Source organism: Streptomyces sp. NPDC006655, assembly GCF_040703965.1.
Lineage (GTDB): Bacteria > Actinomycetota > Actinomycetes > Streptomycetales > Streptomycetaceae > Streptomyces.
This window is the reverse complement of record NZ_JBEYJU010000031.1, coordinates 57,226-70,444: the sequence shown is the minus strand read 5'-3', so window position 1 is coordinate 70,444 and position 13,219 is coordinate 57,226. Positions and strand designations below refer to the sequence as shown.

The following is a 13,219-nucleotide window of genomic DNA, read 5'->3' as shown; positions in this document are numbered from 1 at the left end:
GCCGGAAGACGTTGCATCGTCCGCAGGACCCGCAGGGAGCTCCGCGGCCCCGCTCGGGGGCGGGGCTCCCTGCGGTCCGGTCCGGACGTCGGTTCGGTTATGCCGGGTTGGCCCCGACGATGAACCCGTTGCCACCCACGGTGATGGCTACCCTCTGGGTCGTTCCGTTGTACACGGTTTCGTAGATCGGCCGTCCCATGTCAGCGCCCTGGTAGCCGACGATCTTCCCTTCGCTCAGCGCCTTGTCGAGCAGCTTGGGGATGTCCTCCGAGGCGACACCGCGCTCGATGAACTCGCCGGCGTGCCGGAAGATGATGTGGATCAGCCCGGCCCTGGTGTCACCGGTCTCCAGCCACGCCACGGGCACGCCCGGCCGCGGGTACCTGACCACCATGACGAGGTTCCCGCGGTTGAGGTTCGCCCCGCTCGCCTCCAGCTTCTTCACGAGGTCCAGGTCGAGGCTGTTTGCGGCCTTGGCCCGGTCCGCCATCCGCTCGGAGAGCCTGCGTGCCATGCCCGCGAGGGTGTCGGGATCGGCGATGTCCGCGGCGGAGGGTTTCTCACCGAAGATCGCCTTCAACTCGCCGAGGAGCTTCTCCGCCCCGCGGCCGGTCCTGATCGCATCCTCGACCAACCCGACGTATTTCGCGGCCGTCAGGACCTTCTCACCGGGGATGAACGAGGCCGCCGCCCATGCGCATCCGGAGACGGTGCCACCGTCGTTGCTCGGCGTGAACTGGTGGTAGCAGTCGGTGAAGTCCTTGGTGAGTGCGGCCCAGATCCCGCTCCACACGATCTTGGTGATGTCCCAGGTCGTATATGTCTGGGTGATCTCGCGCTTGAGGTTCTTGTACGTCTGCGTACCGAGGAAGAGGCTGTCCTTCTTCGGGCACCCTGCCTCCGTGGCCGGCACGTCGAGGTCGGCGCAGAAGTAGAAGCTGACGGTGGCGTTGAAGTGCAGTTCGAACGTCACTGCGCAGCTGCTGTTCCCCATGCCGAGGACACAGTCGTTGAGCGGTTTCGGGTCACCGATCGGATCGACGCTGTCGACGACATAGAAGGTGTGGTCCACCCCGGTGCCCGCCCCGGTGGAGACCTGCTGGTTCGCTTTCTGGTTCTCCGCCTGGTCGGCCGCCTGCTGGGCCGAGTCGGCGTACTTCTGGGCGTCCTTGGCCGCCTCCTCGGCCGCGGTGGCCTCGGCGTCGGCGCGGTCGGCCGCGGCGCGGGCGTCCTTGGCGGACTGCTCGGCCTCGGCTGCCGCCGTGCGGGCCGCGTCCGCGTCCAGGGCGGCCTGGTCGGCGGAGTCGCGGGCGTCCTTGGCGTAGCCCTCGGCGTTGCCGGCCGCCTGGTCGGCGGCCGCCGCGTCCGCGGTGGCCTGCTGGTCGTACGCGATGGTGCGCGCCAGTGACTGCTGCGCGTCCGCCGCGTACTGCGCCGCCTCGGAGGCGTATCCCAGGGCCTCCTTGGAGGACCTGCGGGCGTCCGCGGCGTGACCGGCCGCCTCGGCGGCGATCGTGTACGCGGCCTTCGCGTCGCCGGTCGCCGAGTCGGCGAGGCTCTGCGCCTGTGCGGCGTTCTTCTGCGCGTTGGCGGCATGCGCCTCGGCGACGGCCTGCTGCTGCTGGGCGATCGTCTTCGACGACTGGCCCGACAGGACGGCGAGGCCGGCCGCGGAGTCGGTGTCCACGTAGGGCGAGCCGAGCTGGATCGCGTCGTTGGCGGGCGCGGCGACCTGCTGCGCGGAGGCTCCGGCGTCCTCGGCCGCCTGCGCGGTCGTGTACGCGTGACCGACCGCGTCGGCCGCGCCCGCGACCGCCTTGGCGGCCTCGGCCTTGGCCGCGTCGGCCTGCTTCTTCGAGTCGGCCGCGTGCTGCTCCGCCTCGTCGGCCAGCTTCACCGCGGTACGGGCCGCTGCGGCCGAGGCCTGGGAGGCCTGGATGGCGTCCGCCGCCGCGCTGGTCGCCGTGCGCACCGCGGCGTCCGCCTTCAGCTTGGCGGCCTGGGCGGCGTCGGCGTCGGAACGGGCCCGCTTGGCCGCCGCCTCGGCGCGGGTGGCCGCGGCGTCGGCGTCCGCGGCGGCCTGGCTCGCCGCGTCGGCCTCGGTACGGGCCGAGGCCGCGGCCGTCTCGGCGTCGTCGGCCGCGTGGTCCGCGGCGTCGGCTGCCGCCCGGGAGTCCTGCGCGTCGGCGTCCGAGTCGTGGGCGTCGGCGTAGGCGTCCTTGGCGTCGGCCTTCGCACGGGCCGCGTTCGCCTTGGTCTTCGCGTCCCACGCGTCGTCCGACTTGCCCTTGGCCCGGTCCCGCGCCGCCTCCGCGTCCTGGCGCTTGGCGCGCGCGGTCGACTCTGCGGTGTCCGCCCGGTCCTTGGCCTCGGCGGCGGTCTTCGCGTACCCCTCGGCGTCCGCCTTGTGCTGCGCGGCCTCCGCCTGCTTCTGCGCCGCGGTCGCCTTCTCCGCCTTCGCCGTCTGCTCCTCGGCCTCCGCCGAGAGCCGCTTGGCGTGCGCGGTCGCGGCTGCCGCCTTCGCGTCGGCCTCCGCCTGCTGGGTCTCGCCGAGCTTCGCCTTCGCGGTGTCCCGCGCGGCCTTGGCCGTCTGCGCCTGTACGGCGGCGGCGTCGGCGGCGGCCTTCGCCTGCGCGTTGGCCTCCTGTGCGGCGGCCGTACGGAACGCGGCCTTCGACTGGGCCGCCTGGGTCACCGCACGGGCCGCGATGGTCGCACTGTCCCCGGCGGCTGCCCTGGTCGCCGCGTAGGCGGTGTCACCGGCCTTGGCCAGCGCGTCGAGCGCGGCCGCCGACGCCTTGGTGACCTGGGCCTTCTGCTGCCCGACGAGCAGGCCCCGGCCGCGCGGTGCGCCCGCCCGGTCGGCGACGGCGTAGGCGGCCTTCGTGGCGGTGTCCGTGTCGGTGGCGGACTTCTTCGCCGCGGTCGCCTGCGCCTTCAGCAGGTCGACCTGGGCCTTGGCCGCGGTCTGGGCGTCGGCGACGCCCTTCTTCACCTTGTCGAACTGGGCCTTGGTCGGATAGCCCAGCTTGTCGGTGCCGTTGTGACCGGACGGCGCGAAGTCGAACTTCTGCGGGTCGGTGCCCTTGCAGTCCCACATCCGCGCGTCACGGCTGTTCTCGTAGGTCGCCAGGTCCAGGCAGTTGCCGGTGCCCGGGTTGTACAGGCGGCTGGTCCCGTGGGTGTCGTACTGCCACTTCTGGGCCGCGCTCTTGCCGTTGCACGTCGCGATCTGCACGACGGTCCCGTTCGCGGTGGCGCCACCCTTCACCTCCAGGCACTTGGCGGAGTTGACGTTGACCAGCGCGTCGTCGCTGATCTTCCACGTCTGTCCCACCGAGCCGTTGCAGGTGTAGATCTGCACCGGCGTGCCGTTGTCCTTCTTGCCACCGCCCACTTCGAGGCACTTGTCGGTGGCGCCGTGCGCGTGCACGATCATGGGGCTGTCGCCGATCCAGCCGGGGCCGCCGGCGGACCAGTAGTCCTGCCAGCGGGTCAGGTGGTCGGCGATCCACGACTGGCCGAGCAGTTCGCCCAGCGCCTTGGAGCCGGTGGCGAGGGCCTTGGTGGCGTCGCGGTTCGCGTTGAGGATCTGGTCGCGCTGGCCGGCCTGGGCGGCGATCTCCTGCTGCCACTCGGCGGACGCGTCCGCGACCTCCTTGCCGAGGACCCTGTCCGGGTCGACGGGGGAGCGCCAGGCGCAGGAGGCGAATCGGGTCTTCAGGTCCTCCACTGCGATGCGGTACTCGACGCTGCCCGGGTCGGGCGCGGTGCGCGGGAAACCTCCGGAGGACAGGAACAGGCGGGCGTTGTCGGCGCCCGTGGGCTCCAGGCTCCAGTTCACCAGGCTGTCCCAGGCCTGGTGTTCGTCGAGCGCCTGCTGCCACTGCGGGCGGGGGAGCGTGGGGTCCGGGTCGCTGCCGTAGAGCGGGGTGCCGAGGTCCTTGACGGCCTTCAGCGTGACGTCGTCGGCCTTCGGGGTGGGGTCGTCGTAGAAGGGATCCTCGGCCGTCCACATCCGGCTGCCGACCCACTGGCTCAGGCCGGTCTGTTCGAAGAAGTCCTGGGTGTCGTCCCCGACCAGGCCCGGCGGATCCTCGAAGTCGGCGACGGTCTTGAAGCCGCCCGGGGTGGGAAGACCGGCGACGGGTTTGTGCCACTCGCCGATGCGGTCGGAGAGCGCCGCGCCCTCCTTGCTCGCGGCCGCCTTGTCCTGGTCGTACGCGGTGGACAGCGGGGTGGTGTTCCAGTACTCACGGTTCGCCGCGGTGTGCAGCTTGTCCGGGGTCTGGGAGAGCGCGTTCTGCGCGGTGCTGAACATGGCCGGACCGCCCATGCGGAGCACACCGGCCATCAGGCACTGGTCCTGGCGGAGCTGCTCGGCGGCCTTGGTGTCGAAGCCGTCGTAACTGTCGGCCACCGGGCGGAAGTCGGCGGTGCGGTCGTGGGGCAGGTCCGGCCGGCCGGCGACTGTGGCGAGCACGGCGAGCGCGAGCACGGACGGTACAAGTCGCTTGAGGGTGCCCGCTTTTCGGGCAAGGGGCGTCACAGTCCCCGGTCTGGAACGCAAAAGAACATCCGTTCTTCGTGAAAAGGGCAGGCGGGGGCCCGGCGCGAAGAGATGTCGAAGAGGCGAGCGCGCCGTGGCGGCGGCAGGCCTGCGTGTCCCTCCCCGTAGCGACGTTGTTCCCCCGGTCGCCGATGGTCGTGCGCGGCGGCCGAGTGGTCGGCTCGGCCCAGCGCGCGTTCCGCACTTTAGTAAACCTGTGCGATCTCTGTGAAGGTTTTTTGACTGAGCGGCGTCAATCTTCACAGGAGGGCCGGGCGTCGGCCCCGAAACACGACGAAGGCCCGGTGGTCGGGGACCACCGGGCCTTCGTGACATGGAGACTGTGGAGATGGCGGGAATCGAACCCGCGTCCAACGGTGCGGAACCAGGGCTTCTCCGTGTGCAGTTCGCTGTGATTTTCTCGGCCCCGGCGATCACGCGAACAAGTCGCCGACGGGCCCAGTCACTGTTAGATTTCCCTCTTCACCCCGTGACCGGGATCAAGGTTTAGTTCCCTAGCTGATGCCAGGATCCGGGTCGGGAACAGCCCCGGGCTGACACTCCCGTATAGGAGGCTCGCGATCACTACCTGAGATCAGGCAGCGAGGGCGAAGGCCTGCTGGGAGGAATCGCGCTTGGAAGTGGCGATTATTTTTTTCGGCCTGTGGTTTACGAGATCATGGCCGCTTTCTCGACACGCTTCCCCTGCCTCGACATCCGCTGTCGAAACCGATCATCCCCATGTGGATTTTTCAATCTTCACACCGGCTTCCCCCGGTGTTGGTGCCATCGTACGTGACCAACGCCCGCCGATGCCACTGCATTCCCGCGTGCCTACGCCTCCCGCTGCCGCCGCTTCGCCGCGGCGATGGCGCGCCCCGCCTCCCGGCGGTCCTGCTGCTCGCGCAGGGTCTGCCGCTTGTCGTACTCCTTCTTGCCGCGCGCGAGGGCGATCTCCGCCTTGGCCCGGCCGTCCTTGAAGTACAGCGCGAGGGGCACGATCGTGTGACCCGTCTCCTGGGCCTTGACCTCCAGCTTGTCGATCTCCTCCCGGTGCAGCAGGAGCTTGCGCTTGCGGCGCACCGAGTGGTTGGTCCAGGTGCCCTGGCTGTACTCGGGGATGTGGGCGTTGTGCAGCCACGCCTCGTTCCCGTCGATCTGCACGAAGCCGTCGACCAGCGAGGCCCGGCCCTGACGCAGCGACTTCACCTCGGTGCCGGACAGCACCAGACCGGCCTCGTAGGTGTCGATGATCGCGTAGTCGTGCCGCGCCTTCTTGTTCTGCGCGACGATCTTGCGCTTGCCGCCCTTCTCGCCGTCCCTGGCTTTGGCGGCCGTCCCCTGCTGCTTCTGCTGGGACTCTTTCGGTACGTACATTCCCTTGGCCATAGTGCCCTCCATTTTCGCACTACGCAGGGGGTGCGAGGGAAGCGGTTATGCGGGTGCTACGAGGGGTCGCCGAGCCCGCTCAGCACGGTCTCCGCCCGCCGCAGCGCCCCGGAGCCCACCTCCAGGTCGGGGGTGATGCCCCGGCCGTCGACGGCGTGACCGGAAGGGGTGCGGTAGTGGCCCACGGTGAGCTCGGCGACCGAGCCGTCGGGGAGCCGGGTCGGCATCTGGATGGAGCCCTTGCCGAAGGTGCGGGTGCCGAGGACGACGGCGCGGCCGCGGTCCTGGAGGGCGCCGGTGAGCATCTCGGCCGCGCTCATGGTGCCGCCGTCGACGAGCGCGACCAGGGGCCGGACGGTGTCGCCGCCGGGCTCGGCGTGCAGGGAGCGCTGGACGCCGTGCACGTCGTAGGTGGCGACCAGGCCGCCGTCGAGGAAGGCGGAGGCGGCGGTGACCGCCTCGGTGACCAGGCCGCCGGAGTTGCCGCGCAGGTCGAGGACGATCCCGCCGTCGGCGGGCGCCTGCCGGACCGCGTCGCGGACCAGGTCGCCCGAGCCCTTGGTGAAGGCGGAGATCCTGATGACGGTGATGCCGGCGGCCGCCTTGCGCACGCTCACCGAGTCGGTGGACAGCAGCGCCCTGCGCACGGTCTCGCGCCACGCGCGCGTGCCTCGCTGGAGGCCGAGGGTGACGGTCGTACCGGCGCGGGCGTCGGTGGCGTCACCGCGCAGTAACGAGACGACGTCGGTGACGGGCCGCCCGTCGACGTCCGCTCCGTCCACGCTGCGCAGCCGGTCGCCCTTCCGGACGCCCGCCTCGGCCGCCGGCGACCCGGCCTGCACCCGGGTCACCTCGATCCGGCCGTCCCGCTCCCGCCGCGCCCACAGCCCCACACCCGTGTACTGGCCGTCGAGGGCTTCCTCGAACTCCTGGTACTCGCCCTCGGAGTAGACCGCGGCCCACCGGTCCCCGCTGCGGCTCACGGCCCGTTCGGCGGCCTCCACGGGGGACTTGCCGTCGGCCATGGCCTCGGCCGCGGCCTCGGCGACGTCCTCGCGCCGGGGGGCCGGACGCGTGGCCCTGGTGGGCGTCTTCCGGTCGGACTGCCCGGGGTCGGGGAACGCGCCGGTGGCCGCCCCGGTCACCAACAGCCCTGCGAACACCAACGTCAGAGCCGCCCCCCGGCGAACCCGGCGGGGCTGACAGAACAGCTCTCGGCCTGACATGCCGGTGAGTCTAGGACAACGAAAAGGGCCGCACGGGCGGTTGCCCGTACGGCCCTCTTGGCATGCGTCACACCTTCAGGTACTTGCGCAACGCGAAGAAGGCGGCCAACGCGGGCATCAGCAGGCTCGTCGCCAGGATGAGCGGGAGTTTCGTCAGCACCGCGTCCCAGCCGATGAAGTTGATCAGGTTCAGCTTCTGGGAGAGGGCCAGGCCGTGGTCGATGATGAAGTAGCGGGCCACCACCAGGAATCCGCACGCCACCGTGCCGCCGATCAGACCGGCGACGGCGGCCTCCGCGATGAACGGGGCCTGGATGTAGAAGCCCGAGGCGCCGACCAGGCGCATGATGCCGGTCTCGCGCCGACGGCTGAACGCCGAGACACGCACGGTGTTGACGATCAGCATCAGGGCGACCACCAGCATCAGGGCCATGACCATGCGGGCCGCCCAGTTCATGCCGTTGAGCAGACCGAAGAGGTTGTCCAGGATGCCCTTCTGGTCCTGCACGGACTGGACCCCGTCACGGCCGTCGAAGGCCGTGGCGACCACCTGGTACTTCTGCGGGTCCTTGAGCTTGATCCGGTACGACTCCTGCATCTGGTCCGGCGTGAGGGAGTCGGCCAGCGGCGAGTCGCCGAACTGCTCCTTGTAGTGCTTGTACGCCTCGTCCTGCGACTCGTAGGTGACCTTCTGGACGATCGAGGTCATCTTGTCGAGGTCGGCCTTGATCTGCTTCTTCTGGTCCTCGGTGACCGCGCCCTTGGCACAGTTGGGGTCCGACTCGGCGTCGCTCTTGTTGCAGAGGAAGATCGAGACGTTGACCTTGTCGTACCAGTAGCCCTTCATGGTGTTGACCTGGTCGCTCATGAGGAGCGAGCCGCCGAAGAGCGCCAGGGACAGGGCGACCGAGACGACGACCGCGAAGGTCATCGTCAGATTGCGGCGGAGACCGACACCGATCTCCGACATTACGAACGAGGCGCGCATGGCGTCGGGTTATGCCTTTCCGTGGACGTCTGCGAAGTCGTGGCGGTCAGTGCTGGTAGCCGTAGACGCCGCGGGCCTGGTCGCGGACGAGGCGGCCCTTCTCCAGCTCGATGACGCGCTTGCGCATCTGGTCCACGATGTTCTGGTCGTGGGTGGCCATGATCACGGTGGTGCCGGTGCGGTTGATGCGGTCCAGGAGCTTCATGATCCCGACCGAGGTCTGCGGGTCGAGGTTGCCCGTGGGCTCGTCCGCGATCAGCAGTTTGGGCCGGTTCACGAAAGCACGCGCGATGGCCACGCGCTGCTGCTCACCGCCGGACAGCTCGCCGGGCATCCGGTCCTCCTTGCCGCCGAGCCCGACGAGGTCGAGCACCTGGGGCACGGACTTGCGGATCTCGCCCTTGGACTTGCCGATGACCTCCTGGGCGAAGGCCACGTTCTCGGCGACCGTCTTGTTGGGCAGCAGCCGGAAGTCCTGGAAGACCGTCCCGAGCTGGCGGCGCATCTGCGGCACCTTCCAGTTGGACAGCCGGGCGAGGTCCTTGCCCAGCACGTGCACCTGGCCGTGGCTGCACCGCTCCTCGCGGAGCACCAGCCGCAGGAAGGTGGACTTACCGGAGCCGGAGGACCCCACGAGGAACACGAACTCGCCCTTCTCCACTTCCAGGGACACATCCCTGAGTGCGGGGCGGGTCTGCTTGGGGTAGACCTTGGAGACATTGTCGAATCGGATCACGGATGCACCACGGGTCGCCGGGGGTAGATGAGCGTGACCATACGCGAACCGGGTGAGGAAGCGCAGGCGCCGGTCACGGTTGAGCGATGCTTGTGCTGTTTTGTTCCGGGACGGATTCCCGCCAGTGCCCCGGAGCACCGGTACGGGCTCCGCGGACGGCCGCGCTCTTTCGGGGTGAACCTGGCACAGTGGGAGGGGAACGTTCTCGTTCCACGGAGCGTTGTGTAGGTAATGGCCGGTGCAAGGAGGGCGAGCGCATGACGTACGACCGGTTGGTGTGCGCGAACTGTGCGGCGCCCGTGAACGAAGGCCGGTGCCCCGTGTGCCGCGCCAACCGCGAGCGTCTCCAGCAGGAGAGTTTCCTCGGCGGTCTGAACCCGATGGCGCTGATCGGGCTGCTGGCGGTGCTGATCGCCGCCGTGGCGCTGCTGGCGCACCAGACCGCGTAGCGAAGTTCTTACCCGAGGCGAGACCCGAGCGCGAAAGGGGCCCGGAGCCGTGGCTCCGGGCCCTTCCTCGTGCAGGGTGCGTACGCTCCGTGAGCGTGCGGCTACCGTCAGGCCGCAGCGCCGCCGCGGCCGCCCATGAGGCGCGGCAGGATGCGGAAGCCGACGCCACCGGCGATCATGGTGGCGGCGCCGACGATCAGGAAGGTCGTCTGCGCGGCACCGGTCTCGGCGAGCTGGCTGCCGCCACCCTGGGCCTGGGTGTTCGACGAGCCGGTGTCCGTGAGGGAGGAGGTGCCCGCCTCCTGGGCGGAGGTGCCGGAGTTGCCGTCGGTGCCGGTGTTGTTGCCGCCGCCGTGGCTGCCGGTGCCGCTGCCACTGCCTCCGGTGCTGCCGTCGGACGGGGTGTCGCTGGACGGCTCGTCCGTGGGCTCGGTGGGCTCGTCGGTCGGCTGGGTCGGCTCGTCCGAGGGCTCGCTCGACTCGGAGGGCTCCTGGCTCGCGGGCGGCGTGGAGGCGGGCTCGCTGCTGGCCGGGGCGGTCGGGATCTCGGACGGGTTGTCCGGCGGGGTGGCCGTCGGGTCGTCGCCGTCGAGGTTGACGTTGGCCGAGACGCCGGTCTCGTCGGCGCTGACGCCGATGGAGAGGGCGGAGGCCGCGCCGGCCGCGGTCAGCGAGGCACCTGCGGCGATCACGGCACAGGCGGCTATCCGCGCGACCCGGATCCGCGTCTTCTTGGTCATCTGGTTGCTACCCCCAGTAGCTGATAGTCAATGAGCGGGCGCATGGGGCCGGCCGTGATCGACGGGGGTGGTAAAGGCGTTGCCAAGTCCCCCGGTTCACATGCGCCCCAGAGATACGCATGCCACGCTTCACCCTTCCCATTTTTCAAAGCAACGTCAAGGCCGTTGCGCGCGCGATGTACCAGTTGCGCGCGGAATGCCGGGAGTTGAAGCGTGTGAGTGTGACGTAAAACCCAGACATTCCCGGGACAAACGAGAACTGCCGCCACACGGGCGGCAGTTCAAGGTCGTACGGCCCGTCATGGGCAAGTCGACAAAGTTACTTCTCCTGCTGCTTGCGCCAGCGAATTCCGGCCTCCAGGAAGCCGTCGATCTCGCCGTTGAAGACGGCCTCGGGGTTGCCCACCTCGTACTCGGTGCGCAGGTCCTTGACCATCTGGTACGGGTGCAGCACGTAGGACCGCATCTGGTTGCCCCAGGAGTTGCCGCCGTCGCCCTTGAGGGCGTCCATCTTGGCCTGCTCCTCCTGCCGGCGCCGCTCCAGGAGCTTGGCCTGGAGGACGTTCATGGCGGTCGCCTTGTTCTGGATCTGCGACCGCTCGTTCTGGCAGGAGACGACGATGCCGGTGGGGATGTGGGTCAGGCGCACCGCGGAGTCGGTGGTGTTGACGCCCTGGCCGCCGGGGCCCGAGGAGCGGTACACGTCCACGCGCAGCTCGGACTCGTCGATCTCGATGTGGTCGGTCTGCTCGACCACGGGGAGGATCTCGACGCCGGCGAAGGAGGTCTGGCGGCGGCCCTGGTTGTCGTACGGCGAGATGCGCACGAGGCGGTGGGTGCCCTGCTCCACGGAGAGGGTGCCGTAGGCGTACGGCACCTGGACGGCGAAGGTGGTCGACTTGATGCCGGCCTCTTCCGCGTACGACGTCTCGTAGACCTCGGTCTTGTATCCGTGCTGCTCGGCCCAGCGCAGGTACATCCGCTGGAGCTTCTCGGCGAAGTCGGCGGCGTCGACGCCGCCGGCCTCCGCGCGGATGTTCACGAGCGCTTCGCGGGAGTCGTACTCACCGCTGAGCAGCGTCCGGACCTCCATCTCGTCCAGCGCCTTGCGGACGGCGGCGAGCTCGGACTCGGCCTCGGCGCGGGTGTCCGGGTCGTCCTCCTCCTCGGCCATCTCGAAGAGCACGGCGAGATCGTCGATCCGCCCGCGCAGCGCCTCCGCCTTCCTGACCTCGGCCTGGAGGTGGGAGAGCTTGCTGGTGATCTTCTGCGCCTCGTCCGGGTTGTCCCACAGGGACGGCGCGGCCGCCTGCTCCTCGAGCACGGCGACGTCTGCCCTCAGCTTGTCGAGGTCCAGAACGGCCTCGATCGACTCCATGGTCGAGGAGAGGGACTTGAGCTCTTCGGATACATCGACGACTGCCACGCCTCCAGCGTAACGGCTCCGCCAACCGACGACGCCCGACGGGTGCGGGCCCCGACGTCCCGCCGGGGCCTGCCGGAGCGGAGACGGAAGCGAGGCGGAAGCGGAGGCAGGGGGCGGGGGCGGGACGGCGGAGGCAAGGGGCGGGAGCCGCGCTCGGCGGCCGTGGCCGACGCTCGGCCCTGCTGGGGCGGCTTGCGGAGCCGGCCGTCCCCAGGGCCCTGCTTGCTTCGGGGGCGGGGCAGGGGGCGGGGGCGGGACGGCGGAGGCGAGGGGCGGGAGCCGCGCTCGGTGCCGCCGATCCTGCGCTCGGCCCTGCTGGGGCGGCTTGCGGAGCCGGCCGTCCCCAGGGCCCCGCTTGCGTCAGTGGCGGGGCAGGGGGGCGGCTTGCGTTCGGTCTTGCGGGGGCGTGTTCGTCACGGGGGCGATGTCGTGTGGGTGTTCTGGGGGGGTGCGGAGTCGTCGTCCGAGGACGCCAGCCACGCGCCCACACCCACCGCGGCGGCCACCAGCACGCCGGCCACGGCCAGTGTCAGCCGGCGGCGGCGCGCCGCCGCGCGGTGCCGTGCGGAGCCGGGGCGCGGGGCCCCCGCCGCCCGCGGCACCCGTGCGGTGCCCAGGGCGCCGCCCGCCAGCTCGTCGGGTCCCGGCACCCGCATGGACGTGTGGGTGTCGCGGTTGGAGTCCGGTTTCGCGCCCGGCACCAGGGAGACGGCGCCCCGGCGTCGTACCCGCTCCTCCGCCGCGGCCGGGGCGGCCGGCTCCTCGGCCGTCTCCTCCGGCGACTCCGTGTCCGGCTCGTCGACGTCCAGCGGCGGCATCCCGGCCAGCATCGGCAGCTGCTCCCGGAGCCGCGCGGCCAGCTCGGAGGCGCGCAGCCGGGAGGCCGGCGCCTTGGCCAGGCACTGCACGAGCAGCTGCCACAGCTCCTCGGGGATGCCGGGGAGCGGGACGACCGTCTCCGTGACATGGCGGCGCAGGACCGCGCCGGGGTGGCCGCCGCCGAAGGGGGTGAAGCCCGCGAGGAGCTCGTACAGGACCGTCGCGAGGGCGTAGATGTCCACGGAGGCGCGGGGCGGCAGGCCCTCCACGATCTCCGGGGCCAGGTAGTCGGGGGTGCCGATGATCTTCGTCGCGCGGGTCCGCTTCGGGGAGTCGATCAGCTTCGCCACGCCGAAGTCGGTCAGAAGGGCCGGGTGGGAGCCGCCGGGGCCCAGCGGGCCCTGCATGTCGAGGAGGACGTTCTCCGGCTTGACGTCGCGGTGGACGACGCCCGCCGCGTGGGCGGCCGCCAGCCCGTCGGCGACGTCCGCGACGACGGCGACGGCGGCCTCGGGGGCGAGGCGCCGCTCCCGTTCCAGCCGGGTGCGCAGATCGGTGCCCCGGACCAGGTCCATGACGAGGGCGAGGTCGTTGCCGTCGACGACGAGGTCGCGGACGGAGACGACGTGGGGGTGCTCCAGGCCCAGCAGGGCCGTGCGCTCCTGCACGAAGCGGCCCACCAGCTCCTCGTCGGACGCGAGGTCCTCGCGCAGCAGCTTGATGGCGACGGGCCCGTCGGGACCCTCGCCCAGCCACACCGTGCCGGCGCTGCCCCGCCCCAGGATCTGGTGGGCGGTGTACCGGCTGCCGATCTTCCGTGCCAAGACTGCTCCTACCGACGCGTGTTGCCGATAAAAGTACGCGTCCGAAGAGCCAACCTTCACCATGGAGGCGGAA

9 protein-coding genes and 1 other RNA gene are annotated in these 13,219 nt (G+C 70.7%); 1 reads left to right on the top strand and 9 read right to left on the bottom strand.

The window, feature by feature from the left end:
- Window positions 1–97 precede the first annotated feature (97 nt).
- The 6 genes from AB0958_RS19935 to ftsE all read right to left on the bottom strand — a co-directional run bounded on the left by AB0958_RS19935 (window position 98) and on the right by ftsE (window position 8,888).
- Complete coding sequence (locus tag AB0958_RS19935) at window positions 98–4,498, bottom strand: RICIN domain-containing protein (RefSeq protein WP_366891778.1); 4,401 nt, start codon at window positions 4,496–4,498, stop codon at window positions 98–100.
- A gap of 392 nt (window positions 4,499–4,890) precedes the next feature.
- Window positions 4,891–5,290: a transfer-messenger RNA gene (gene ssrA, locus AB0958_RS19930) on the bottom strand.
- Between the two features lie 93 nt (window positions 5,291–5,383).
- Window positions 5,384–5,926, bottom strand: a complete 543-nt coding sequence (gene smpB, locus AB0958_RS19925; protein ID WP_132890680.1) for an SsrA-binding protein SmpB — start codon at window positions 5,924–5,926, stop codon at window positions 5,384–5,386.
- Between the two features lie 68 nt (window positions 5,927–5,994).
- Window positions 5,995–7,164 carry a S41 family peptidase gene (locus AB0958_RS19920; protein ID WP_366891777.1) on the bottom strand — a complete coding sequence of 390 codons (1,170 nt, stop codon included), beginning with the start codon at window positions 7,162–7,164 and terminating at the stop codon, window positions 5,995–5,997.
- A gap of 67 nt (window positions 7,165–7,231) precedes the next feature.
- A complete protein-coding gene (ftsX, locus tag AB0958_RS19915; protein ID WP_132890502.1) occupies window positions 7,232–8,152 on the bottom strand; it encodes a permease-like cell division protein FtsX in 921 nt (306 codons plus the stop codon).
- 46 nt (window positions 8,153–8,198) lie between these two features.
- A complete protein-coding gene (gene ftsE / locus AB0958_RS19910) occupies window positions 8,199–8,888 on the bottom strand; it encodes a cell division ATP-binding protein FtsE (RefSeq protein WP_046729172.1) in 690 nt (229 codons plus the stop codon).
- 257 nt (window positions 8,889–9,145) lie between these two features.
- Here ftsE and AB0958_RS19905 point away from each other — a divergent pair, with 257 nt between their 5' ends.
- Window positions 9,146–9,337, top strand: coding sequence for a hypothetical protein (locus AB0958_RS19905; protein ID WP_046729173.1), 192 nt, complete (start codon window positions 9,146–9,148; stop codon window positions 9,335–9,337).
- 107 nt (window positions 9,338–9,444) lie between these two features.
- Here AB0958_RS19905 and AB0958_RS19900 read toward each other — a convergent pair whose 3' ends face one another.
- The 3 genes from AB0958_RS19900 to AB0958_RS19890 all read right to left on the bottom strand — a co-directional run bounded on the left by AB0958_RS19900 (window position 9,445) and on the right by AB0958_RS19890 (window position 13,146).
- Window positions 9,445–10,077, bottom strand: coding sequence for a hypothetical protein (locus tag AB0958_RS19900; RefSeq protein ID WP_366891775.1), 633 nt, complete (start codon window positions 10,075–10,077; stop codon window positions 9,445–9,447).
- 319 nt (window positions 10,078–10,396) lie between these two features.
- On the bottom strand, window positions 10,397–11,503 hold the full coding sequence (prfB, locus tag AB0958_RS19895; RefSeq protein ID WP_366891774.1) for a peptide chain release factor 2: 1,107 nt from the start codon (window positions 11,501–11,503) through the stop codon (window positions 10,397–10,399).
- Window positions 11,504–11,916: 413 nt separating this feature from the next.
- Window positions 11,917–13,146: a serine/threonine-protein kinase gene (locus AB0958_RS19890; RefSeq protein ID WP_366891773.1), complete on the bottom strand. Its 1,230-nt coding sequence runs from the start codon at window positions 13,144–13,146 to the stop codon at window positions 11,917–11,919.
- Between the last annotated feature and the right edge of the window lie 73 nt (window positions 13,147–13,219).

Coding starts and splice junctions, on each gene's coding strand:
- AB0958_RS19900 (WP_366891775.1), bottom strand. CDS start 10,077: ATGACCAAGAAGACGCGGATCCGGGTCGCGCGGATAGCCGCCTGTGCC.
- AB0958_RS19920 (WP_366891777.1), bottom strand. CDS start 7,164: ATGTCAGGCCGAGAGCTGTTCTGTCAGCCCCGCCGGGTTCGCCGGGGG.
- ftsX (WP_132890502.1), bottom strand. CDS start 8,152: ATGCGCGCCTCGTTCGTAATGTCGGAGATCGGTGTCGGTCTCCGCCGC.
- smpB (WP_132890680.1), bottom strand. CDS start 5,926: ATGTACGTACCGAAAGAGTCCCAGCAGAAGCAGCAGGGGACGGCCGCC.
- AB0958_RS19905 (WP_046729173.1), top strand. CDS start 9,146: ATGACGTACGACCGGTTGGTGTGCGCGAACTGTGCGGCGCCCGTGAAC.